The sequence below is a fragment of the Campylobacter gastrosuis genome (assembly GCF_030249845.1).
In the GTDB taxonomy this organism is placed as follows: Bacteria; Campylobacterota; Campylobacteria; order Campylobacterales; family Campylobacteraceae; genus Campylobacter_A; species Campylobacter_A gastrosuis.
In genome coordinates this window covers 1-20,131 of record NZ_JANURM010000017.1, presented here as the reverse complement: position 1 = coordinate 20,131, position 20,131 = coordinate 1, and the positions used below count along the sequence as shown (strand labels likewise).

Below are 20,131 nucleotides of genomic sequence, written 5' to 3'. Positions count from 1 at the left end.
TTTATCCTATATAAATTTAAAAATGCTAGATTTTAGCGAAAAATCTTTAAATTTAGGTATTTTTGAGTTGATTACGTTTATAATACCAAGAAATTTCAAAAAAGGCGTCAAATGAAGCTAAAAATCGGCATCGTAGGCTTTAAGGATGTGGGCAAGGCACATTATAGCGAGCTTAGAAGACTAAATAAATTTGACGTTTGTGGGATTTATGATAAAGATGGGGCTAGTGAGTTTAGCAGGGTTGAAATTTATGGCGATTTTTCTAAATTCATAGATGAAGCAAAGCCCGAAATCATCGTTATTTGCGTTGATGAGAGTGAAATTTTAGCCACGTTTAATGAGTGCGTGAAATTTGTAAAAAATATCATCATAGCAACGCCGATTTTTAAAAGCATAAACGACATTAGAGAGATTAAATACAATGCAAATGTAAATAAAATAAATGTCTATTTGGCGTTTAACTCAATCTTTAATCAAACGATAACATCGCTAAAAAGGGCGATTTGCCGTGATGATGAAATTTACAGCGTTGATATTTTTCACACCGATTTTAACGTAAAAAGGGACATTATTAGCGGACTTTGTGTCTTTGATATTTATTTGGCAAAATTCATCACAAACAGCGAAAATTCTGGCTTTTCATACGCTTTTTTAAGCAAAAATAATCAAATAAATAACACCCACATAAACTTTAAAACCAAAAATCAAATCCTAATAAGCATAATAAACTCAATTTCAAGCCCAATTTTAGGCTTTAACATACGAGTTAGCACGAGCAGTGGCGTATATTTTGCCGATATGATTTCGTTTAAACTTCATCAAATAAACCCAAATGGGCAGATAAATTTAAAGGTAAATAGCGATGATAGCGAGATAAAAATGCTCTATGAAAATTTTTATGAATTTATGCAAAATGGCGAGAAATTGGGGCTTGTATCGCTTGATGAGATGATTAAGATTAAAGAGTTGTTTGTATGAAAAAGTTGATTTTGCTCTTAAATATGGGTGGCCCTAGAAATTTAAATGAAATTGAAATTTTTTTAAAAAATATGTTTAACGACCCATTTATTTTAGGCGTAAAAAATAACTTTTTGCGTAAAATTTTAGCCTCTTTTATAACCAAAATGAGATTAAAACAAGCTAGACAAAACTACGCACAAATCGGCTCAAAATCGCCACTTTGCGAGATTACAGAGCGACTTTGTGCAAAAATTTTAAAGGCTAGTGATGAGTTTTTGGTTGATTTTGCGATGAACTACACACCGCCATTTACAAAAGATGTCCTAAAAAAGTATCAAGATGTCGCTCAAATCGTGCTTGTGCCACTATATCCTCATCACTCGGTTACGACAATTACTTCAAGCGTGAATGACTTTTTTAGAGCTTACAACGAGCTTAGTTTAAATGCAAATGTAATGGTTGTTAAACCATTTTACGATGATAGCGACTTTAACGATTTGATTGTAAATGATATTAAAATGGCTAGTTTGGGTGCTGATATTAGCGAAATTTCGCTGATTTTTTCGGCTCACTCTTTGCCACAAAGAGTGATTGATAATGGCGATTTATACGAGATGAATGTCCTAACACAGATAGAAATTTTAAAACAAAAACTAAACGAAAATAATCTATTTTTTAAAGAGATTATCCTAGCTTATCAGTCAAGACTTGGTCCAGTAAAGTGGCTTGAACCTTCGCTAAATAGCGTATTATCAGGGCTAGAAAGCAAAAAAGCCCTAATTTATCCGCTCTCGTTTTGCATTGATAACTCAGAGACGATTTTTGAGCTTGATATAGAGTATAAACACCTTGCAAATAGCCTAAATTTTGAGTTTTTCAGGGTTGTAAAATGCCCAAATGACAGCGATGAGTTTGTAAATTTTATCCTAGATTACGTTAAGGAATAGTTTTTGCTTAAAGCCCTAAAAAGGGGCAAAAATGAAAATAGAAAATAAATTAATATTAAACGAAACGGCAAAAACTACTAAAAAAACTGCTACAAATTTTGATGAAATTTTAAACGCTAATTTAAATAAAAAAATCACTTCAAACGAGATTGAAAATTTCAAACAAGAGCTTTCAAAAGTCGGTGCAAGTGGCTATTTATCAAAGCTAAACGAGGATAAAATAGCACAAAAACTAGCTACAAAACAAGCCGAGCTAGAAAAAATTTTAGGACTTGATGATAAAAACAAAGACAGCCTTGAAAAATCAAGACTTAGCAGCCTTTTAAAGGGCTTTTTAGGCGAGTATGAAAACAGCCTAAACGAGCGTGAAAATAACACCATAAACGAACGCCAAAACAACCTAAAAAGAGATGGCACTTTTATAAATTTAGCCGAATTGATGAGTAAAATTTAGTCTTAAAACTTCAAACAAAATTTAGTGTTACTTTTCTACACACTCTTTAAAGTGCGTTAAAATCGCACTTTAAGCCACATTAAACAAATAAAAAACGCAAAAAAACAAAAAAAAAAAAAACGATTTTGAAATTTTAATTTTTTTATTATAATCAAAAATGAATTTTTAACAAAAAGGATAAATTATGAAAATTTCAACCAAAGTTTTAACGATGATGTTTTTAGCACTGCTCTCACTGCTTCTTATCTTGGTTTTTTTAATAAATTCTATGACTAAGAGTATGATTTTAGCCCAAAAAGATGGCATTATTGAAGCAGCAATTTCAGAAACAAAGGTAGCTTTAAGCGAGGAGCTTGATATAGTTACCGATTTTATTGATCAAATTAGCAAAGAATACGAGCGGGCTGACGAGCCAGAGGGGGTTATTACAGATGATGTTTTTAAATTTTTAAAAAATGTCAGATTTGGTGCAAATGACGCTGGTTACGTCTTTGCCACCGATGAAAATGGTGTGTTTTTACTGCATCAAGAAAGACCTGAATGGGTCGGCACGACTAAAATTAATGAAAAAGATAAAAATGGCAAGGAATTTATAAAAGAGCTAATTAGAACTAGCGACAAAGAGGAGTATGTAGGCTACGTTAGAAACGTGGGTGGCAAGGAGAACAATGTCATCGCAAACTCCCAAAAAATCGTGCTTGAAGGCAAACCAGTGATTTTAATCATCACGGCTGGGATTGATGATGTTTATGAAAGGGCAAACGAGGCCTCAGCTAAGAGCGAAAAAGAAGCAAACGATAAGCTTGTAAATTTTATCTTAACGGCGATTGGAGTTACGATTTTATCGCTACTTTTATCGTTTTTCTACACCGCAAAATCAATCTCAAAACCCCTAAACCAGCTAATCTCACGTGCTAGAAACCTTTCAAGTGGAGATGGCGACTTAACACGAAAACTTGAAGTAAATGGCAAAGATGAAACTGCCCTAGCAAGCGCTGCGATTAATGATTTCATAGAAAAAGTAAGAGTGCTGATAAACGACGCAAAGCACCTTTCAAGCGAAAACTCATCAATAGCAAACGAGCTAAGCTCAACCTCGCTTCAAACTGGCAAAAGGGTTGAGGACTCAACTTCAATCGTAACAAGCACTTCGCAAAACTGCCAAAATATCCAAGAAAATATGAAAATTTCAATTGAAACTGCCCTGAAAGGCAAGGATGATTTACAAAAGGCGACAAATTACATTGAAGAGGCAAATAAAGCCATAGCTGAGCTAAGTGCTGAAATAACTCACACCGCTCAAACCGAATACGATATGGCAAATAAGATTGATCAGCTAAGCAAAGATGCCGAGCAGGTAAAATCAGTCCTTGTTGTAATCAATGATATCGCAGATCAAACAAATCTACTCGCTCTAAACGCTGCCATTGAAGCAGCCAGAGCTGGCGAGCACGGCAGGGGATTTGCCGTTGTCGCTGATGAAGTAAGACAGCTAGCTGAGCGAACACAAAAGAGCCTAACTGAGATAAATGCGACCATAAATGTAATCGTTCAAGCAATCACTGAATCAAGCACAAAGATGAATGAAAACTCAAAACAAATCGGTGAGCTAACAAAGGTCGCCTCAAATGTAGAGAACACCATAAAAGTGATGAGTAAGGCTATTGGCGAAGCCATAAAGCTATCTGATAAAAACGTGGAGGACTATATCCAAACTGGCAAAAACATTGATAGTATCACAAGCGGTATGAATAACATAAATCAAATCTCAACCGAAAACGCAAGAAGCGTAGAAGAAATAGCATCGGCTGCTGAGCATCTAAACAAGATGACTGACACACTAAATGCGAAACTTGGGGAGTTTAGGACATAAGTAAAACAAAAGCTAACGATATTAAGATATCGTTAGTGGTTTTACGCAAGATGTCCAACCGATAAAAAGCTAACGATACAAGGTGTCGTTAGCGGTTTTGCAAAATTTGACAAAAGAATAATACAAAAAATCGGTAGCGGTTTATGTAAAATATCTGATGACTTAATTTAAAATTTCACACAAAAGCCAACCAAATGGTTGTTTGTTTATGATCCACGTTGTGGTTTCTTCGTTTTTGTTGTCTGTGGTTTCTTTGTTTGTGCTATCTATTGTAACCGCTCTGTTGCCACTATGTTTGCCGATACGCACTAAAAATTGATTTTCGTTTGGGGTGAAATTTTCATAGTTTTCAATAAATATTGGCTTTAAATTTGCCCTTGTATTTTTATCGGTTTCATAGCTAAATTGTGATTTAAATATAGGTAAATAGTGTTTATTGCACGCTTTGATGATATCATCAATCATTAACTTATCTGCTAAATCAAATGTTGTTTCAAATACGCTTTTTGCAGAAATAGCCTCCATTAGTTTTGACACTCCATTTTTATTGTATTCTCGTTTTATATTTTGAGCTTTATCTATAAATGTGCTAGAATTTTCAGTTTTGCTATCAGATATACGTAAAAAATCTATGCCCTTTTCTTCTTTTACTGGGTCTTTGCCAAGTGCCGTTAATATCGCTCCTTTTAGCGAGCTACCCGGGATTATGGCTTTATTTAGATTTGGCGAAGTGTAGGTTTTTTCTATCATCATTTGATTTATTGTTTTGTCTTCTATTTGCACAAAGTTACCGATTTTTTCGTAATAATCATTTGCAACACTTTCTGAAACGACTATCTTTTTATAGGCTATTTTTCTAGCGATAATAGTTTTTTCTTTAACAAATTTTTGTGTTTTTAATAAACCTAGTGTTGATGCGTCATTTAATAGTTTGCTAAATTCCAACTTATCTTTTTCTGGCAGACTTTTAAAAAATAAAATTTCATCAAAAGCGTATAGGTAATACTTATACTTGCCTTTATAAACTTCAATTTTATTAATTGCATAATTTATCGGCAAATAAAAATCGCCAGTGCCTATGTGTATTGGGCTTATTGGTGTTAGTTTGATTTTGTATTTTTTAAATTGCATTATAAATCTCCGTTGCAATTACGATGCTATAACCTTGATGAACGGCGTTTTCGTGGCTTGAATGCCCCTTAATCGCCCTGCCTATGTAGTCTTTCACGCACGGCTTTTCATAAGTGATGACAGCACCAGTATCGGCTAGAAGTAGCGGCGCTTTAAAGGGGTTTGTGTTAGATAACGCTCCGCCGTGTTTGCCAAATCTAGTAAATGGCTCGTAGTAGCACTGGCTAAAATCGCCACCATAAAAAGCACACGGGCTAAGCGTCATAAACGCCTTTGCTTCGTTTTTAAAGCTAACTTGCGTAATTTCATCAAAGCTAAAATGCCCCTTGCCGACACTTGCCTTTTTGCCATAGCCTATCGCTACTAATTTTAGTGCCTTTTTTAGCTCATCAACACTAAAATTTTCATCTAGCAAAAAATAGATATCTTGTTTGCCAAAGCTAGTTTCTATAACGGCGTAAGGCGAAAAAACTCCGCTATCATCGGTGCTAAATTTTAGGTAGTTGATTGCGTTTTTTATGGTCGCTGTTTGTGCTGTTGCTTCGTTTATTTCACTGCTCTTTTTTGCGTTTTTAAAGTTGCCACGCTCTAAATCATTTTGAGTTAGCCAAATTTTTTTGCGGTTATCTTTTTTATCCTTTAAGTCCTCGCCTAAAAGTGAGCTTGGCATAGTTGGCTTTGGTAAGTAACCGCTTGTAAAGCCGTCTGAAACGATTAAAAACGGCTTTGTTTCATACTCTTTTAGCAAAGAATTTAGCCGTTTTTCATCATAAATATATCTTATCGCCCAGCAAATCTGACCAAATAACGTATCGCCCTTTAATGGCGTTGCAAAGCTTGAAATGGGCGTGATAGTCGTTTTATAAAGTTTCATCGCTCCACTCCAAATTTAGGAATTTCACCCTGCCATAACCCCTTGAACCGCTACCGCCAAGATAGTCGTTTTCTAAAAGTTTTATGCCTTTTTCAACCATTGCTTTTAGCTCGTTTTCGTTATCATCAAACGGCTCTTTTTCATCAAAAATTTTAAGCTTTAAACTAAAATCAAACTTCACACCAGCTGGGACACGCTCAATCTGCCTTGGGTTACTTGCCGTGCCTTTTTGCCTATCAATTACGTTTTCGTATTTTGCTTCGCTTAGCTTTAAGTCCTTGCTATCATCGCTAATAAAGCAGTCGCTAAATGTTATCCTTGTAATGCCGGTGTCTTTTTTTGCACTATTGTCGCCAAAGATTTTAAGCAAATTAATCGCTTGTTTTTTACTTGGTTCTGGGATTTTATCAAACAAATCAGAGCCAAAAGGCTGTCCGCCCGAGTAGGCTACAAGACGATTATCCCACTCTAAAAGGCTTCTTATTTTGCCTTTTAGTGAACTACCCGGTATGTATGGTTTGTTTGTGTTTATGTCTTTTACGACGCCAGAGTCAATGCCACCGATTTTCATCACATCATCGCCACCGCCTATGTGAAGTCCGCTTAAAATTTCTATCTGTCCGCTTAGTGTTACAATTTTCATCTTTCTTTCTCCTTCTCCTTGTTTTTATAAAAACCTAAAACTGCTTCAAAAAAGAGTTTAAAAACGTTTAAATCATCTTTTGTATTGACCTGCTCAATGCATTTTTTTATCATTTGCACAAAATTTTGGTCTGCGTTTCCTTTGCCTTTTGAGTAAGCCACTTTTGAGTTTAGCATCTTTACAAAAGGTAAAATTTCATCAAAATCCTCGCTGTTTGCCCTTTCGTTTAGGTTTAAAACGTAGTCGTAAAAATTGCGAATTTGATTTGACGTCATCTTTGAGATTGCGTTTGCTGTTTTTTCTGCGGTTTGGTTTAAAAGCTCTTTGTCCTTTTTGTAATCAAGCACGATTTGTGGCAGTGGAATTTGTGGCTGTTGGTTGTTCTGGTTTTGATTACTGCGATTTTGATGGTTGCTGGGTTTTTTGTGTAAATCACTCATTTTTCTCTCCTTTTATAGATATATTCACATACGACCATTTTCATCTCCTTTGGATTTTCTTTAATTTGATTATTTAGCATTAAGAGCATTTTTTCTTTTTGCTCATCTTTTACTTGCTCAAAATTTCTATAAAAGCTGTAACTTAGCTTTGAACGCCACATTGTGTTTTTTATGTCATCATCAACTTTTTTGCTCATATCGCAAAACTCTAAAATTCGGTATAAAAATGCGGTGTTAATGTGCTGTTTAAACTCATCAAAGTGCGATAAAACCTGCTCTCTTACATCTATGTAATTATCCCATTTTACGCTCTCGTTAAACATACTTATGCCGTCTTTATTTTCAAGCTCTTTTGAGCTTTCAAGTAAATTTTCAGCGACATTTGCAAGGTAGCTAATTGGCACTGAGGGTTTTGCTAAAACTATGCCAAATGAAATTGTAAGGTGTTTGTTTTTTACAAATTTTAAAAACTCCTGCCTTACAAAAATGGCAAGCTCTATCATCTTATCGTAGCTACCAACCAAAAGCAGGTCATCGCCACCGGCAAAAATCGTGTAGCTATCAGGGTATTGCTCTTTCATTTTTCGTGGTATGTATAGCGAAAAGAAGTTGTTTATGCTCTTTGAAAATGTGTCAAAATTTGCAAAATTCTCGGTAACATCGGTATCTTTTATGAAGTTACCCATATTATCCACATCGGCTTTTAGCACGGCTATGGCGTTCTCGCCGTTTACTCTTGTGGCTAGCTCGCTAAAATCAGCGATTTCGTATCCAAGCTTTAAAACGTATGATTTTATGCTCTCGCTTAGTTTGATTTTGGTGCTAAAAAAGTCAATGCCAAGCTCATCGCTTGTAATTTCGTTTTTATCGCTTACTAAAATTTCGCCAAGTTTTACGAAGGTGTCGCAAATCTCGCACTTTTCGTTTTTTGAAATTTTTCTTGTGTTGCAGATTTTGCATAAGGTTTGATTTGTAATACTTTTATCATAGCTAAGCACTGGGGGTTGCGTAGCTAGGCTAAATTTTTTAAATTTTTGAGCTTCAATGGCCTTGCTTACTTCATCTCTTAAAGCCTTGTATCTGCTTGAAACTAAAAAATCACCTCTTTTACACGCAACACAAACAAGTCCAATGCCACTAATGCCAAAGAAATTTTTAATAAAATATTTATCTATCTCGCTTTTGATTTCGTTAAAAATTTCTAGGCTAAATTTTGGCGTTAAAATCTCAAATTTACCAGCCGTGCAGGATAAAATATGCTTGGTGTCTATTTGAAATTTATGGCAGATAAATTGTGCTAATACGTTTGTAAAAAGCTCACAAAATGCCGACTTTGCACGTAAAACTTTGGTAGCGTTTTTTGTCGCTAAATTATCAAAAATAAACTTTTGTATGCCGTAAAAATCGCCACTTACAAGATACATTTCATCACATAAAAGTGCGTTTATATCAAGTAAATCTGGTGCTAAATCCTTAAAATCACTGCTAAAATAATCGTTAAATTTACTCACTTTTACACTCCATTTTTATTTTGCCAAGTCCATAAACACATTGTTTGCCAACACCTATAATCTCGCCAAGCCTTAAAAGGCTAAAATTTTCAAAACTAAGTCCGTTAAGGCTTATTTGCCCTAAAAATCCGCCAAGTCTTAAAGCACTATTTCTAACGTTTAAAATTTTAAAATTAAGCTCTGCTTTGCTGTTTGGGATTTTTAAAAATTTATCATTTATGCCAAAAATATCTGCTTTTCGCTTTGAAATTGAGTTTAAAATATCGTTTATGTCAATGTTTTTTGAAAAAACGCCATCTTTTTTAATCCGTAGCGGAGTTAGAAAATTTACTGATAAATCCTTAGCGTATCCGCTAAAATCAAGGGTAAAATTAGTTTTGCTTGGTAGTTTTATCACGCCATCTTTTTTGCAACTTACCCCATTTATAAAAATTTGAAAATCTCTATTCATTCTATCTAGCATAATTTGTAAAGCAGATACAATGTAGGGCAAATCATCGCAAATTTCATCAAAAATATAAAGATTAAATTCGTATTTTTCTTGATTTAGCAAAAAGTCAAATCTAAATTTTTTATATTCGTTTTTTTGCTCGTAAAGCTTGTAATAAAGGCACTCGTTTAGGGCAAAACAGCCGCTGCATTTGTAGGTGCGGTTTATGCAGCTTACGCCCTTTAATGCAAGGCCAAATGAGTTTCTAAGCTCCAAGCCCATAAACGGCGGTGGCTTGTGTTTGCTAGACGCTTTAATCTCAATCTTGCAAATTTTCATAAATTAATCTCTTAATTTTTGTCCTTAAATAGCACTTTTACTTTTTCAATGTAAAGTGGTAAATTCTCAATGGCTTCTCTTGGTGTTATTTTTGTTTTTCTATTTTCTAAATCTAGTGCGTGAGCTATTGAGTGTCTTATGTTTTTTATTTTAAAATATATGTCGTATTCGTTATCTTTTTTATGTGTATTTTTTTTATGTGTATTGTTGTTTGCTCTTTTATTTATTATTTTTTTTACTTTTTTTTGTTTTTCTTCTGTTTGTAGGTCTGTGTTGTTATTTTCTGCTACTGCTGTTAAAAACGCTTCGGTTAAAAATATATACGCCATAGAGTAGTTTTTGCTCTCATAATACCAAATCGCCATTTTGTATTGCAATAAAGATGGGCTTGATACATTAAATATATCTATAAATTTCTCTAAATCTTTGCTAATAAGTCTGTATATGTTGTTATGGTTATTTTTAAAAAATGCCATTCTTGTTTTTAATTGGTTAATTGAAAGCTGAATGTATGTTATATCTGACATACTAAGTGAGTCAGAAAATGATTTAAATTTATTTAACACATCTTTGCCAACTTCATCGTTTGATTTTTGAAGTAGCATTAAAATTTCTTTTGCATTACCATATTTTTTAAGCTCACGTATCGCCTTTGACCACTTTAAAAGCTCAAAAAACATACTAAGATTTACAATCGGCGTAATGCCATTATTTTCTTTTGAATATTCAAGCATACCATAATAAACGCCCTTTATATCAAGCTCATCATCAAGCGAATTTGAGACAAACTCGCTCATTACAAAGCTCATTAGCGAGAGCGATCTAAACGAGTGAGTGATATCCATATAAATTTCATCATTCTTAGCAAAATTATTTGCAATTTGTAAAAATTTATCAAAATTTTGCCAAAGTTCATCATCATCTAAGCCGTATTTTATAACAAAGCACTTTGAGCCTTTTGTGCCTAGTTTTGTGTCTATGATTTGTTCTATAATCGGTAAAAATTCATCTAATTTATCATTTTCTTTGGCTTCAAGAATTTTTAGTCCAAGCTCATAATTGCCACCAAAATCTTGATAAACAGCCTCCCAAATTGACTTTTTTGTGCCGACTAAAAATAGCTTATCAATACCGATATGTTCGCATAAAGCTTTGGCTATAAATTTCTCATCTTTATAAATTTTATCATCTATTTTGTAGTTTGCTTTGGCGTAGTCTGTGATACCTCCGCCAACACCAATTGAGCTAATTAAAATTTTTGCCATTTTTACCTCCGATTATTATTTAAAAAAGTCATCTATTTGCCCGGCTTGAAGTCTTTTAGCGTATTCTTTTAGTGCGTCGCTGGTTTTAAAAAATTCAAGCAAATCCTTGTCTATTTCACCCCTAAAAGCCATATCATCTAAAATTTCAAATGTCTTTTTAAGTGTTTTTGGCGATTTATACGACCTATCTTGTGCTGTTAGTGCCTCAAAGATATCAGCTAGGATTAGTATTTTATCTTTTATATCTAGCTCATCGTGTGCTAGTCCGCTTGGATAGCCCTTGCCATTTAGCTTTTCGTGATGATTTATTGCGATATGAAGGACATCTTTGTATTTTTTAGGGTATGGCAAGTTTTTAAGCATATCTTTGCTTAGCTGGGCGTGGTTTTTTATCTTTTCTAGCTCGTTTTTGGTTAAATTACCACGTTTGATTTTAAGATTTTCTATCTCACTTTCTGAAAAAATTGGGCAAATTTTATCATCTTGCAGATAGGTTTTACTGGCTATCTCATCTAGGCGTGCTGACTCAATTAAATCTTCTGATTTATTAAGCGTGTCTATAAATTCAAGGTCGCTTTTTAGCTGGGTAATCTTTTTATCGTATTGTTCTTGTGTGATTTTATTTTCTAAAAACTCAATCTTAGCGTCCCTTTTTAATATCTCAAACCTATCTTTTACCGCTTCAAATCTATCATAAATACATTCAAGTTTTGATGATTTTTCTAAGATATAATCAGGGGTTGTGATTTTGCCAACATCGTGTAGTTTTGCTGCTAGCTCAATCTGCTTAATGTCATTTTGGCTAAAATTTACATTTGCATAAACCAAGCTATCGTCGTTTATGCTTTGTGCTATCATTGGGGCAAGTTGGGCTATGTTTGTTATGTGGTTGTTAGTTTGGCTTGATTTATCATCTATTGCTTTTGCGATTACATTTACAAAGGCGTTCATAAAATCATCTACACTCTTTACAAGCTGAGCATTTGTGAGTATCATTGAAGCTTGTTTTGCAAAAATTTTAATGATATTTTCATCTCTTTGAGTAAAAGAAACTGGACTTTTATTATCGTTTAGCTTGTTAAAAAGCTGTATAACGCCGATTACTTCGTTTTCGTGATTAGTCAATGGTAGTGCTAACATAGATTTTGTTTTGTAATTATGGCGTTCATCAAATGCTTTTGAGCCTGAAAAATCGTATTCTTTTGTATTGTAAATATCATCAACTTTTATAAATTTATTTTCTAACGCAGACACGACAGCAACCCTTGAAGTGTTTGCCTTGTCATCTTTATAAAGCGGTATTGGTGCCCAGTCACCCGGATTTTTTAGGTTTATATTTAGTTTGTCATTTTGTGTGATTTTGTATATAAGATTTTGATTTTTTTCATCTACTATATATAATGAACCGCCGTCGCTGTTTGTGAGCTTTTTGGTGTATGTTAGTATCATCTCTAAAATTTTATCTATGTCTTGTTCTTCGGCGATTTTTAGGTTTATATCTAGTATATCATTAAGCTGTTTGTTGCTTTCAAAGCTCATAGACTGCCTTTTGTTTTAGTTGAATGATTTTAGCAAAATATCTTAAAATTTTGCTTTTTTAATGGATTTTGTTAGCATTTTTTAGTTTTTTGTTGATTTGTGGTTTGGTTTTTATTGATTTGCTTTTATTAAAAAGCGTTTGTAGTTTAATTAATTTTTGGTAGATTATGTCCATATATTGATAGAATTTTTATTGTTTCGTTTTCAATTATAAATGAGATTACATAGCCTTTAAAAATCAAATCTCTAACGTTGTCTTTTTCAAAATATCTATTTTTTCTAAAACGATAAGCCATAAAGGCAATACTCTCAATTTTTTCAAATAACTCATCAAGAAAAGTATTTGCGACCATTTGGCTCTTACTTGCATAAAAATCCAATATGATTTTTAACTCTGCTTTAAATTGCTCTGTTAAAATAATATCCATTTTAAGAACCTATGCTTTTAACATAAGCTCTCATTTCGGCTTTAAATTCATCAAAGGTTTGATATTTTAATTTACCGCACTTATCGGCTTTGATTAGTTTTTCTAAATCTTTTTTATCTGTTTGGCTCAAATTTATATCATCATAAACTATACTTGACTTTGGGTCAAGGGCTATAATAGCCTTAATAGCTTCTATGATATTGCTATTTTCAGTCTGAATGCTAATTGTTTGCATTTATTCTCCTTTTTTGAAAATTATACCAATATTTTTGATGATATTGTAAATTCTTGCAAGGTGTTGATATGTTTGCTCATCCCCTAAGTCGGGGAGGCTCGAGCGAAATGTTGTTTCTGTAAACTGGAACAGTATGTGGCAAGACTTTGAGTTTCAATCCCCTAAGTCGGAGTTTTTATTGGCTAGTAATGCAAATTTACATTGACAAGTAGTCCCATTTTTTTGCAAACTCGTAAAATTATATAGTAATCATTTTTACAAGGTGTTGCTATCTTTCGCAAACCAACAAAATGATATCGTAATATCATTTTGTTGATATGTTTGCTCATCCCCTAAGTCGGGGAAACTCGAGCGAAATATTTTAAGCCATATAATGAAGTGATGAAGGCAATAAGTTTCAATCCCCTAAGTCGGAGTCTTATTGACTGTTAATACAAATTTACATTGACAAGTAATCCCATTTTTCGCAAACCAACAAAATGATATCGTAATATCATTTTGTTGATATGTTTGCTCATCCCCTAAGTCGGGGAAACTCGAGTTAAATTAAGCCACATCAGTAGTGCCACACAAGAGCTGTCTGGTTTCAATCCCCTAAGTCGGGGAAACTCGAGTTAAATAGCCTAAAATTCAATCTTAAAAATCAACAATGAATTTTAAAAGAACTATTTGGGTGTGATTGTAGCGTAAAATTGTAAAAAGTTCGAGAATCTAACAAAATTTTAGTTTCAAAAACGGGGTATTTTGCTAAATTTAATCTTAAAATATCGTATTTTAGGGTGTTTGCGAGATAGTAAAAGTTCGAGAATCTAATTTGAAATTTTAAAATTTAATAGGTTTTCGAACTTTTGCAAATTTAGGGCAAAAAAGATGCCCTAAAATAGGGGCTTTAAAAAGGGCAAAATTTCAAAAGTTCGAGAATCTAAAATTTAAAAGGGTAAAAAAGTAGATTTTCGAACTTTTTAAAACTTATATGAAAATTAAAAGCCCTAAATTTGGGGATTTTGAAATTTTAGAAAGTTCGAGAATCTAAATTTAAGAAAAATGACAGATTGTGTCAAAGATAACCCATATAATTACGAGAAAAAAGGAGAGAAAAAGCAAGAAATAGAGATCATAAAGATAGAGTGGCTAGACATTTAGCCTTAGATACTCTTTTAATTCATTTAAAATTTCATCTTTTAGCTCGTGCTGGGCTAGGACTTGTATGAATGGTATCCATTTTTTTATAAATGGCTTTATCTCCATAAGGTCGCTGACTTCGTAGGTTATGATTTTTGAGCCGTCATTTTGGGTGTCTAAAATCATTTGAGATGGCAGGAATTTTTTATCTTTTGTGAAGTATTTAGCCACGTTTGGCAAGACTTTTAGCTTTATGTGGATTGTTTTATTTTGAATGAAATTTTCATAGCTACTCCACGGCGTTTGAAGTGCGTTTTGTATAAATTCATCAATGTAAAAACTCTGGCTATGGTTGAATTTTTCAAGCTTTTTTGGCTCTTTTATATTTGAAATTCTAAGCATTTTAAACCTATCATCATCTAAACAAGCAAGGTAGAAATTCTCATCTATAAAGACTATTTTATATGGTTTTATGATTAGCTCTTTTTCGTTGTAGATTAGGCTAATTCGCCTTTGTAAAAGTATGCAGTTTTGCAGGATTTGCATTGTTTTTGCACAGACATTCTCAAATGGCTTGGTTATAAATTTATAGCTTTTTTTAAGCTCTTTGACGGCTTTGTTTAGCTCTTTTTTGGTCTTATCGTCAATGTTAGAAAATAGCTTGCTGTTTGAAACCATAAATTCATAAGTGATTGCCATTAGCGTAAAAACGCTTGGATTTAGGTTTATAAAGCCCTTTTTTATCGGCTTACATAAATTTGCTTCTTTGTCGTATTTGCAAATGTCGCCAAAAGTTTCGTTTATGGCTTTTATATATCTTATATTATTTCGCTCGCTCATTTGAAAAAACGACATATCAAGCTCTAATCCGTCATTTATGGCTTTTAAAATTTCTAAGACTTTTTGCGCTGAGCCTATTTTATTTACTTGCATAATTTATCCTTGTTTTGGATTATATTTTATAAAAAAATGACAAAATATGTCAAAAATCTAGTTTATAATTTGCCCTGAAAAATAAATCAGAAGGAGAAAAAATGAAAAAGACAAGGGATTTAAATATGGTCGCTTTTGCTAAACGAAGGATAGATTTAGGCACGAGGGTCGTTAGGTCAAAAAAAAATCTACTCACGCAAACGAAAAGAGCAAAATTTAGCTCTCATACTCTCTAAATCTTTCGTGTCTGAATTCCCTAGTTGATACGATTGTGCCGTCATCTTTGATTACTTCGTTGATTACTCGTTTTGTTGTGGCATAGATTGCAATTAGTCCAAAATTTTTAGCAAAACTAGCCATATTAAAAGTCGCTCCAAAGTCGCCTTGCACCAGCAAAATATCGCCACTTTTGGCGTTTAGTTTTAGCAGGTCTTTGTATTTTTGAGTGCTTTGTTTTACGCTTTCAATGCTCGGATTTATGCAAGACCAAGCATCATCTGAGATGTTTATAAACTCGCTAACGCCAAATTCCTTTTTGGCTTGTTCTACCTGAGTGTCGGTTATTTTGTGGCTCATTAAAATAAAAAATTTTCTCATTTTGCTACCTTTTTTGACAAATTATATAAAAATTAAACATATGTATCAAGTGGAGCGAAAATTTTACCATCGCCAAGGCTCTCGCTTTTAGCTAGGCAGTTAAGGCAGATACGATAAAATAGGACTTTGTCGGTTTTAAAATCAATCAAAGTTGCGATTTTTTCTTTTATAAACTCATAATCTTTTTGCGTGATTTTAAGCTCAAAAACCGAGTAGTTTGCACGCACGCCGTATCCTTCAAGCAGGGCTACGATTTTTTGGTTTTTAGGATTGAGATTTGTGAGGTCGTGTTTTTTGGTATTGCGTTATTTGAAGTAAAGAGCGTGGCGTAGCTTAAATTTGTCTTTTCATCTATAAAATCAATAGAAATTTTACGCTTTGAGCACTCATAAATTACTGCTGAGCTAAGCGAAATTTGGGTGTTTATGATGATTTGGTTTATCTTTGAGATTGGGAATTTGTGCGTGATTTTGCCGTTTTGTTTTAGCACAAATTTACCTTGCAAAATCGCTAAAAACAAAAATGGCGTAGTTACGTGAAGGACACTATCTTTGGCGAAATTTCGCAGGTATTCTCGCTTTTTGGCTTCAAGCGTGGCTGTTATGGATTTTACTCGTGGTAGTTTTGCGTTTTTGTAGTATGAAAGCAGGAGTTGCTTTTTAAGTGTGTTAGCGACTGGATAGGCAAATTCTAGGTTTAAAAGTGCGTCTGCTATGGCTTTTTTATCAAGAATTTTTATAAATTTACGCACGAGATTTGTTATAGTTTGGTTAAAATGGGCGTTGAAATTCTCCTTTTGCTCTGGCGAAAATAGTTGAAGTTTTATCGTTTTTAGGTGCGATATGTAGGCGTTTAGGTTGGTTATTGCTGTGTTTATCTCTTGTTGTTTTATCTGTGATGAGAGTTTTGCTAGGGTTTGTCTAAATTTCTCATCGCTTATGCTTAGCTCATCGCCTTTAAAATTTACCCCAAGAAAAGTAAAATCGCTGAATTTATCGTGTATGGCTGTTTTGTTTTGATTTAGATTTAGTTTTATTGTTAAGAGAAAATTTTTAAGCATTTTTAGCGTATTTGTGGCGTCTTGCTCGCTTACAGTAAAGATGACAAAATCATCGGCGTAACGGACAAAATCTAGCCCATTTTGCTCTAAAAATTTATCCATTTGATTTAAATAGATGTTTGAAAGTAGCGGACTTAGCACGTCGCCTTGATGAACGCCCTTGTGGTGCTTAAAGTAGCTGTATCTTAAAAATTCGCCATTTTTAATCCAAAGCGTAATTAACCTGATAATTCGCTTATCGACTATGTGAACATTTAAAATTTCAAGCAAAATTTCGTGATTTATGCTCTCAAAAAAGTCCTTAATGTCCGTTTTTATCACGTGTGAGTATTTGCGAAAAAAATCCCTTGCGCGAAAAACGGCGTTTTTGTAAGATTTGCCCTGTCGGTAGGCGTAAGATGAGCTAGAAAATAGCTTGTCAAAATACTTATTTAGCTCAAAAGCGAGCATATTTTGGGCGATTTTGTCCTTAAATGATGGTATGCCAAGGTGCCTTAACTCGTTTTTGTTCTCTTTTGGGATAAAAAGCTCTTTTAGTGGCGTCGGGGCGTAGGTTTGAGATAAAATTTCATCTTTTAATTTGCCAAAACAAACTTCATCAATTTTTAGTCCATCAAGCCCAAGACTTACGTGTTTTAGCCGTTTTGTGGCATTTAAAAAGGTGTCGTTGGTAAAAAATTGCTCTAATTCTAGGCTAAATAAATCCATCATTTTAGCTGCCTAACGCTAATCTTGCCAAGCCCAAAAGTCACGCTTTTGCCGATATTTGTAAGCGTTGCTAACTCTAAAAAATTGGCCGAGCGTTCATCAAGTCCGTAAATTTTCATACTGCCAAAAATCCCGCCAAACTCCATTTTACGCTCTTTTCGGTTTGAGTAGCGAGTGATATCATAAAAGCTAAAATTTTGCTCAATTTTATCAAAATGAACTTCAAATTTTGGCTGTTCTTCGCCGATAATTTCGCCAAATTTCATCGCTATTTGGCGGATAAAAATTGTAAAATCAAGCGAGTTTTTAACGTAGATATTTTTTTGTTTTATGCGAAGTGGGGTTATGGTTTTTAGCTCGTAATTACCGCCTTTAAAATGGGGCGTGAATGTTAAAAAAGTTGGCGTGATATCGTCTATTTTTGCGTTTGTAATCTCGCTTTGATTTAGAAAAATTTGCTTGTAGTTAAACGGCAATTTTTTCACGCCAAGTCCGATGCTAGGCATATTTTTTATGGCTATGATGACTGGTTTTAGGTGTTTTATGGCGTCTGCAAAAAGATAAATTTCAAAGTCGTAGTTTGGCTGATTTAGCTTGATATTTAGTTTAAAATTTGGAGTTTTTTCGTTTTCATAAAAGCTAAAATAGGCACAACTGCCTTTAAATTCGCACTCTTTGCATTTTAAATTGACATAAACACAGCAAGCCTGCCTAAGTGCGTATCCGAAAATTCCACGAATTGTTGAGCCGATAAACGGATATTTTGGCTTAATATCTATGCCACAAACCCGCAAAATTAGGTAATTTAGCATAAATGTCCTTTTGTTTTTTGCGATTGTATTTTTATTTAAAAGCTTTGCAAGTCAAAAATCTTTTAATACAAATACCATTTTTAATATTGTTTTGATTTGTATTTTAACAAACTAATCTAAATTTGACAATACAAATGCCTTAATTGATATTTTTATGTTTTAAGACGATATTTTATAAAATTTATGTGTTTTAGCACGTAAATTTATGGAATTATGTGATGATTTATGCAATGTGTTTTAAGGTATTAATACATTAGCAAAAAAACAAATTTTAAACTCTTAGTAAAAAAATCTAAATATCTCATAACAATACACAAAAGCTTAAAAAATTTTAAGAATTAAAAGAATTTCTAGCAAACCGAAGTTTGCTAGAAATTGTAGTTATTGTAGCAGTTTTAGGACGTTTTGTTGCACTGAGTTTGCTTGGCTCATTGCGTAGCTGCCTGATTGTGCTAGGATATTTCGTTTTGAGAAGTTTGCACTCTCAGCTGCAAAATCAACATCTCTGATTTGACTCTCGGCTGATTTTACATTTACTTGTGTTACGGTTATGTTGCTTACCGTTGCAACAAGCTGATTTTGCACAGATCCAAGATCTGAGCGGATAAAATCAAGGGTTTTTTGTGCTGATTCAGCGATATTCATAACAGCCATAGCACCTCTTAGGGTCATAACGCCAGCACTTTGATTAGAAGTCATTGCACCGCTGTTTAGATAGCCACGTGCAAAACCCATTGCAGCAGCAACTGTTTTATCTATCTGACCACGAACGTCTCTTAAAGATACAGATTGTTCAGAACCGCCGTTGCTATCCGTTTTACCAGCACTAAATGCAACAGAAAATGCACCAGCCGCACCATTGGCACCAGATGATATTTTTATATCTCGTCCATCAAGCCTTACAAGGTTTAAACGCCCAACAAAAGTGCTTGACAAAGCCGCACCTAATTTTTTATCTAATAATTTAGCCCCATACCCAAAAACAGAAGACATAGTATTTCCATCTGATTTTGCTTGTATGGCTCTGCCATCACGGCTTGTTAATACCATTCTACCTTGTGCATCTATTGAGGCTTCAACGCCAGTTTGGTCTTTTACCGAGTTTATCGCATTTACAAGGGCGCCGTTGCTATCGCCTGCTTTTACTTTTAGGTCACCAATAATCACGCCATTAATATTTAAATTTTTCAAATCGCCTTCGGCAACGGCGACTTTACCAGTCCAAGTAACATCAAATGTAGCCCTAACACCAGTTTCATTTGAAACTTTATTTATATTCTCGGCTAATGCACCAAGCCCCTGACCGATACCTGTGCCAATTGTTGCAGCTGCGACTTTTACGTTATTTACACCATCAACGTTAAAAAACGTAAGGCTAACAGCACCAGCTTTTGTCGCAGTCAAAAGCTTTGAACTCTCAAACCTAGTTAATCCAATCTTATCCGAAGTCGTAGCACCAATACTTGCTTTTACTACTTCGTTTGAATAAGCACCGATTTGAAATTCTTTGTTTGAGAATGTGCCGTTTAGGAGTTGTTGTCCGTTAAATGAAGTGGTATTGCCGATATTATCTAGCTCCTCCATTAATCTAACGATGTCAGCTTGAAGTGCTTGGCGTGATTTAGATGTCTGTCCGTCTTGGGCGGCTTGGGTGGCTTTTACTTTGATTGTATCAAGAATTTTAAGTTGCTCGTCCATTGCTTTATCGGCTACTTGGATTATGCCGATTGCGTCGTTGCCGTTTGCGATGGCTTGACCGAGTGCTGATGCTTGGCTTCTTAGACTATCAGCTATGGCTAGACCAGATGCGTCATCTGCTGCGGTTTGGAT

21 protein-coding genes are annotated in these 20,131 nt (G+C 34.1%); 5 read left to right on the top strand and 16 right to left on the bottom strand.

The genetic code is table 11. The annotated features are described in order from the left end of the window. The first annotated feature begins 111 nt into the window (after positions 1-111). The 4 genes from NYG85_RS09825 (at position 112) to NYG85_RS09810 (ending at position 4,234) form a co-directional block, all read left to right on the top strand. A complete protein-coding gene (locus tag NYG85_RS09825) occupies positions 112-978 on the top strand; it encodes a Gfo/Idh/MocA family oxidoreductase (protein WP_284938373.1) in 867 nt (288 codons plus the stop codon). Continuing rightward, on the top strand, positions 975-1,907 hold the full coding sequence (gene hemH, locus NYG85_RS09820; RefSeq protein WP_284938372.1) for a ferrochelatase: 933 nt from the start codon (positions 975-977) through the stop codon (positions 1,905-1,907). Before NYG85_RS09825 ends, hemH begins: the two co-directional genes overlap by 4 nt. Positions 1,908-1,938: 31 nt before the next feature. Beyond that, complete coding sequence (locus tag NYG85_RS09815; RefSeq protein WP_284938371.1) at positions 1,939-2,361, top strand: hypothetical protein; 423 nt, start codon at positions 1,939-1,941, stop codon at positions 2,359-2,361. A gap of 184 nt (positions 2,362-2,545) precedes the next feature. Beyond that, positions 2,546-4,234, top strand: coding sequence for a methyl-accepting chemotaxis protein (locus NYG85_RS09810; RefSeq protein ID WP_284938370.1), 1,689 nt, complete (start codon positions 2,546-2,548; stop codon positions 4,232-4,234). A gap of 162 nt (positions 4,235-4,396) precedes the next feature. Here NYG85_RS09810 and NYG85_RS09805 read toward each other — a convergent pair whose 3' ends face one another. The 11 genes from NYG85_RS09805 to NYG85_RS09755 all read right to left on the bottom strand — a co-directional run bounded on the left by NYG85_RS09805 (position 4,397) and on the right by NYG85_RS09755 (position 15,124). Then, entirely contained in the window at positions 4,397-5,365 is a 969-nt protein-coding gene (locus NYG85_RS09805; protein ID WP_284938369.1) for an RAMP superfamily CRISPR-associated protein, read from the bottom strand. Beyond that, positions 5,355-6,239, bottom strand: coding sequence for a type III-A CRISPR-associated RAMP protein Csm4 (csm4, locus tag NYG85_RS09800; RefSeq protein ID WP_284938368.1), 885 nt, complete (start codon positions 6,237-6,239; stop codon positions 5,355-5,357). Before csm4 ends, NYG85_RS09805 begins: the two co-directional genes overlap by 11 nt. Beyond that, the gene (csm3, locus tag NYG85_RS09795; RefSeq protein ID WP_284938367.1) at positions 6,226-6,882 is read right to left on the bottom strand and encodes a type III-A CRISPR-associated RAMP protein Csm3; all 657 of its coding nucleotides are present in this window, start codon (positions 6,880-6,882) and stop codon (positions 6,226-6,228) included. The genes csm4 and csm3 overlap by 14 nt, the downstream gene beginning before the upstream one ends. Continuing rightward, the gene (gene csm2, locus NYG85_RS09790; protein ID WP_284938366.1) at positions 6,879-7,322 is read right to left on the bottom strand and encodes a type III-A CRISPR-associated protein Csm2; all 444 of its coding nucleotides are present in this window, start codon (positions 7,320-7,322) and stop codon (positions 6,879-6,881) included. The genes csm3 and csm2 overlap by 4 nt, the downstream gene beginning before the upstream one ends. Next, on the bottom strand, positions 7,319-8,833 hold the full coding sequence (gene cas10 / locus NYG85_RS09785; protein ID WP_284938365.1) for a type III-A CRISPR-associated protein Cas10/Csm1: 1,515 nt from the start codon (positions 8,831-8,833) through the stop codon (positions 7,319-7,321). The genes csm2 and cas10 overlap by 4 nt, the downstream gene beginning before the upstream one ends. Further along, positions 8,826-9,602, bottom strand: coding sequence for a CRISPR system precrRNA processing endoribonuclease RAMP protein Cas6 (cas6, locus tag NYG85_RS09780; protein ID WP_284938364.1), 777 nt, complete (start codon positions 9,600-9,602; stop codon positions 8,826-8,828). Before cas6 (NYG85_RS09780) ends, cas10 begins: the two co-directional genes overlap by 8 nt. A gap of 11 nt (positions 9,603-9,613) precedes the next feature. After that, a complete protein-coding gene (gene csx2, locus NYG85_RS09775; RefSeq protein WP_284938363.1) occupies positions 9,614-10,867 on the bottom strand; it encodes a TIGR02221 family CRISPR-associated protein in 1,254 nt (417 codons plus the stop codon). A 15-nt stretch (positions 10,868-10,882) separates the two neighbouring features. Further along, positions 10,883-12,406, bottom strand: coding sequence for an HD domain-containing phosphohydrolase (locus NYG85_RS09770; RefSeq protein WP_284938362.1), 1,524 nt, complete (start codon positions 12,404-12,406; stop codon positions 10,883-10,885). 146 nt (positions 12,407-12,552) lie between these two features. Then, the gene (locus tag NYG85_RS09765; RefSeq protein ID WP_284938361.1) at positions 12,553-12,834 is read right to left on the bottom strand and encodes a type II toxin-antitoxin system RelE/ParE family toxin; all 282 of its coding nucleotides are present in this window, start codon (positions 12,832-12,834) and stop codon (positions 12,553-12,555) included. Position 12,835: 1 nt separating this feature from the next. Beyond that, on the bottom strand, positions 12,836-13,069 hold the full coding sequence (locus NYG85_RS09760) for a hypothetical protein (protein WP_284938360.1): 234 nt from the start codon (positions 13,067-13,069) through the stop codon (positions 12,836-12,838). Positions 13,070-14,200: 1,131 nt separating this feature from the next. Beyond that, positions 14,201-15,124 carry a WYL domain-containing protein gene (locus NYG85_RS09755; RefSeq protein ID WP_284938359.1) on the bottom strand — a complete coding sequence of 308 codons (924 nt, stop codon included), beginning with the start codon at positions 15,122-15,124 and terminating at the stop codon, positions 14,201-14,203. A 101-nt stretch (positions 15,125-15,225) separates the two neighbouring features. On the opposite strand from NYG85_RS09755, the gene NYG85_RS09750 reads away from it, so the two are divergent. Beyond that, positions 15,226-15,360, top strand: coding sequence for a hypothetical protein (locus NYG85_RS09750; protein WP_284938358.1), 135 nt, complete (start codon positions 15,226-15,228; stop codon positions 15,358-15,360). Here the strand turns inward: NYG85_RS09750 and csx20 are convergent. The 5 genes from csx20 to NYG85_RS09725 all read right to left on the bottom strand — a co-directional run. Further along, the gene (gene csx20 / locus NYG85_RS09745) at positions 15,341-15,721 is read right to left on the bottom strand and encodes a CRISPR-associated protein Csx20 (protein WP_284938357.1); all 381 of its coding nucleotides are present in this window, start codon (positions 15,719-15,721) and stop codon (positions 15,341-15,343) included. The genes NYG85_RS09750 and csx20 overlap by 20 nt on opposite strands. 32 nt (positions 15,722-15,753) lie before the next feature. After that, positions 15,754-15,948 (bottom strand): CRISPR-associated endonuclease Cas2, encoded by a 195-nt coding sequence (locus NYG85_RS09740; protein ID WP_284938355.1) that lies wholly within the window; start codon positions 15,946-15,948, stop codon positions 15,754-15,756. 20 nt (positions 15,949-15,968) lie between these two features. Further along, a complete protein-coding gene (locus NYG85_RS09735; protein WP_284938353.1) occupies positions 15,969-17,492 on the bottom strand; it encodes a reverse transcriptase domain-containing protein in 1,524 nt (507 codons plus the stop codon). Further along, positions 17,489-18,301 (bottom strand): CRISPR system precrRNA processing endoribonuclease RAMP protein Cas6, encoded by an 813-nt coding sequence (gene cas6 / locus NYG85_RS09730; protein ID WP_284938351.1) that lies wholly within the window; start codon positions 18,299-18,301, stop codon positions 17,489-17,491. Before cas6 (NYG85_RS09730) ends, NYG85_RS09735 begins: the two co-directional genes overlap by 4 nt. A gap of 381 nt (positions 18,302-18,682) precedes the next feature. Continuing rightward, positions 18,683-20,131 (bottom strand): flagellin B (locus NYG85_RS09725; RefSeq protein WP_284938350.1); only part of this gene is annotated, 1,449 nt, incomplete at its 5' end.

What these genes read in the sequence shown, in the direction of transcription:
- NYG85_RS09825 (WP_284938373.1), top strand. Translation starts at nt 112, where the DNA reads ATGAAGCTAAAAATCGGCATCGTAGGCTTTAAGGATGTGGGCAAGGCA.
- NYG85_RS09815 (WP_284938371.1), top strand. Translation starts at nt 1,939, where the DNA reads ATGAAAATAGAAAATAAATTAATATTAAACGAAACGGCAAAAACTACT.
- cas6 (WP_284938364.1), bottom strand. Translation starts at nt 9,602, where the DNA reads ATGAAAATTTGCAAGATTGAGATTAAAGCGTCTAGCAAACACAAGCCA.
- NYG85_RS09765 (WP_284938361.1), bottom strand. Translation starts at nt 12,834, where the DNA reads ATGGATATTATTTTAACAGAGCAATTTAAAGCAGAGTTAAAAATCATA.
- NYG85_RS09755 (WP_284938359.1), bottom strand. Translation starts at nt 15,124, where the DNA reads ATGCAAGTAAATAAAATAGGCTCAGCGCAAAAAGTCTTAGAAATTTTA.
- NYG85_RS09810 (WP_284938370.1), top strand. Translation starts at nt 2,546, where the DNA reads ATGAAAATTTCAACCAAAGTTTTAACGATGATGTTTTTAGCACTGCTC.
- csm2 (WP_284938366.1), bottom strand. Translation starts at nt 7,322, where the DNA reads ATGAGTGATTTACACAAAAAACCCAGCAACCATCAAAATCGCAGTAAT.
- NYG85_RS09805 (WP_284938369.1), bottom strand. Translation starts at nt 5,365, where the DNA reads ATGCAATTTAAAAAATACAAAATCAAACTAACACCAATAAGCCCAATA.
- NYG85_RS09735 (WP_284938353.1), bottom strand. Translation starts at nt 17,492, where the DNA reads ATGATGGATTTATTTAGCCTAGAATTAGAGCAATTTTTTACCAACGAC.
- csm3 (WP_284938367.1), bottom strand. Translation starts at nt 6,882, where the DNA reads ATGAAAATTGTAACACTAAGCGGACAGATAGAAATTTTAAGCGGACTT.
- hemH (WP_284938372.1), top strand. Translation starts at nt 975, where the DNA reads ATGAAAAAGTTGATTTTGCTCTTAAATATGGGTGGCCCTAGAAATTTA.
- cas6 (WP_284938351.1), bottom strand. Translation starts at nt 18,301, where the DNA reads ATGCTAAATTACCTAATTTTGCGGGTTTGTGGCATAGATATTAAGCCA.
- csx20 (WP_284938357.1), bottom strand. Translation starts at nt 15,721, where the DNA reads ATGAGAAAATTTTTTATTTTAATGAGCCACAAAATAACCGACACTCAG.
- NYG85_RS09760 (WP_284938360.1), bottom strand. Translation starts at nt 13,069, where the DNA reads ATGCAAACAATTAGCATTCAGACTGAAAATAGCAATATCATAGAAGCT.
- NYG85_RS09750 (WP_284938358.1), top strand. Translation starts at nt 15,226, where the DNA reads ATGAAAAAGACAAGGGATTTAAATATGGTCGCTTTTGCTAAACGAAGG.
- NYG85_RS09770 (WP_284938362.1), bottom strand. Translation starts at nt 12,406, where the DNA reads ATGAGCTTTGAAAGCAACAAACAGCTTAATGATATACTAGATATAAAC.
- csx2 (WP_284938363.1), bottom strand. Translation starts at nt 10,867, where the DNA reads ATGGCAAAAATTTTAATTAGCTCAATTGGTGTTGGCGGAGGTATCACA.
- csm4 (WP_284938368.1), bottom strand. Translation starts at nt 6,239, where the DNA reads ATGAAACTTTATAAAACGACTATCACGCCCATTTCAAGCTTTGCAACG.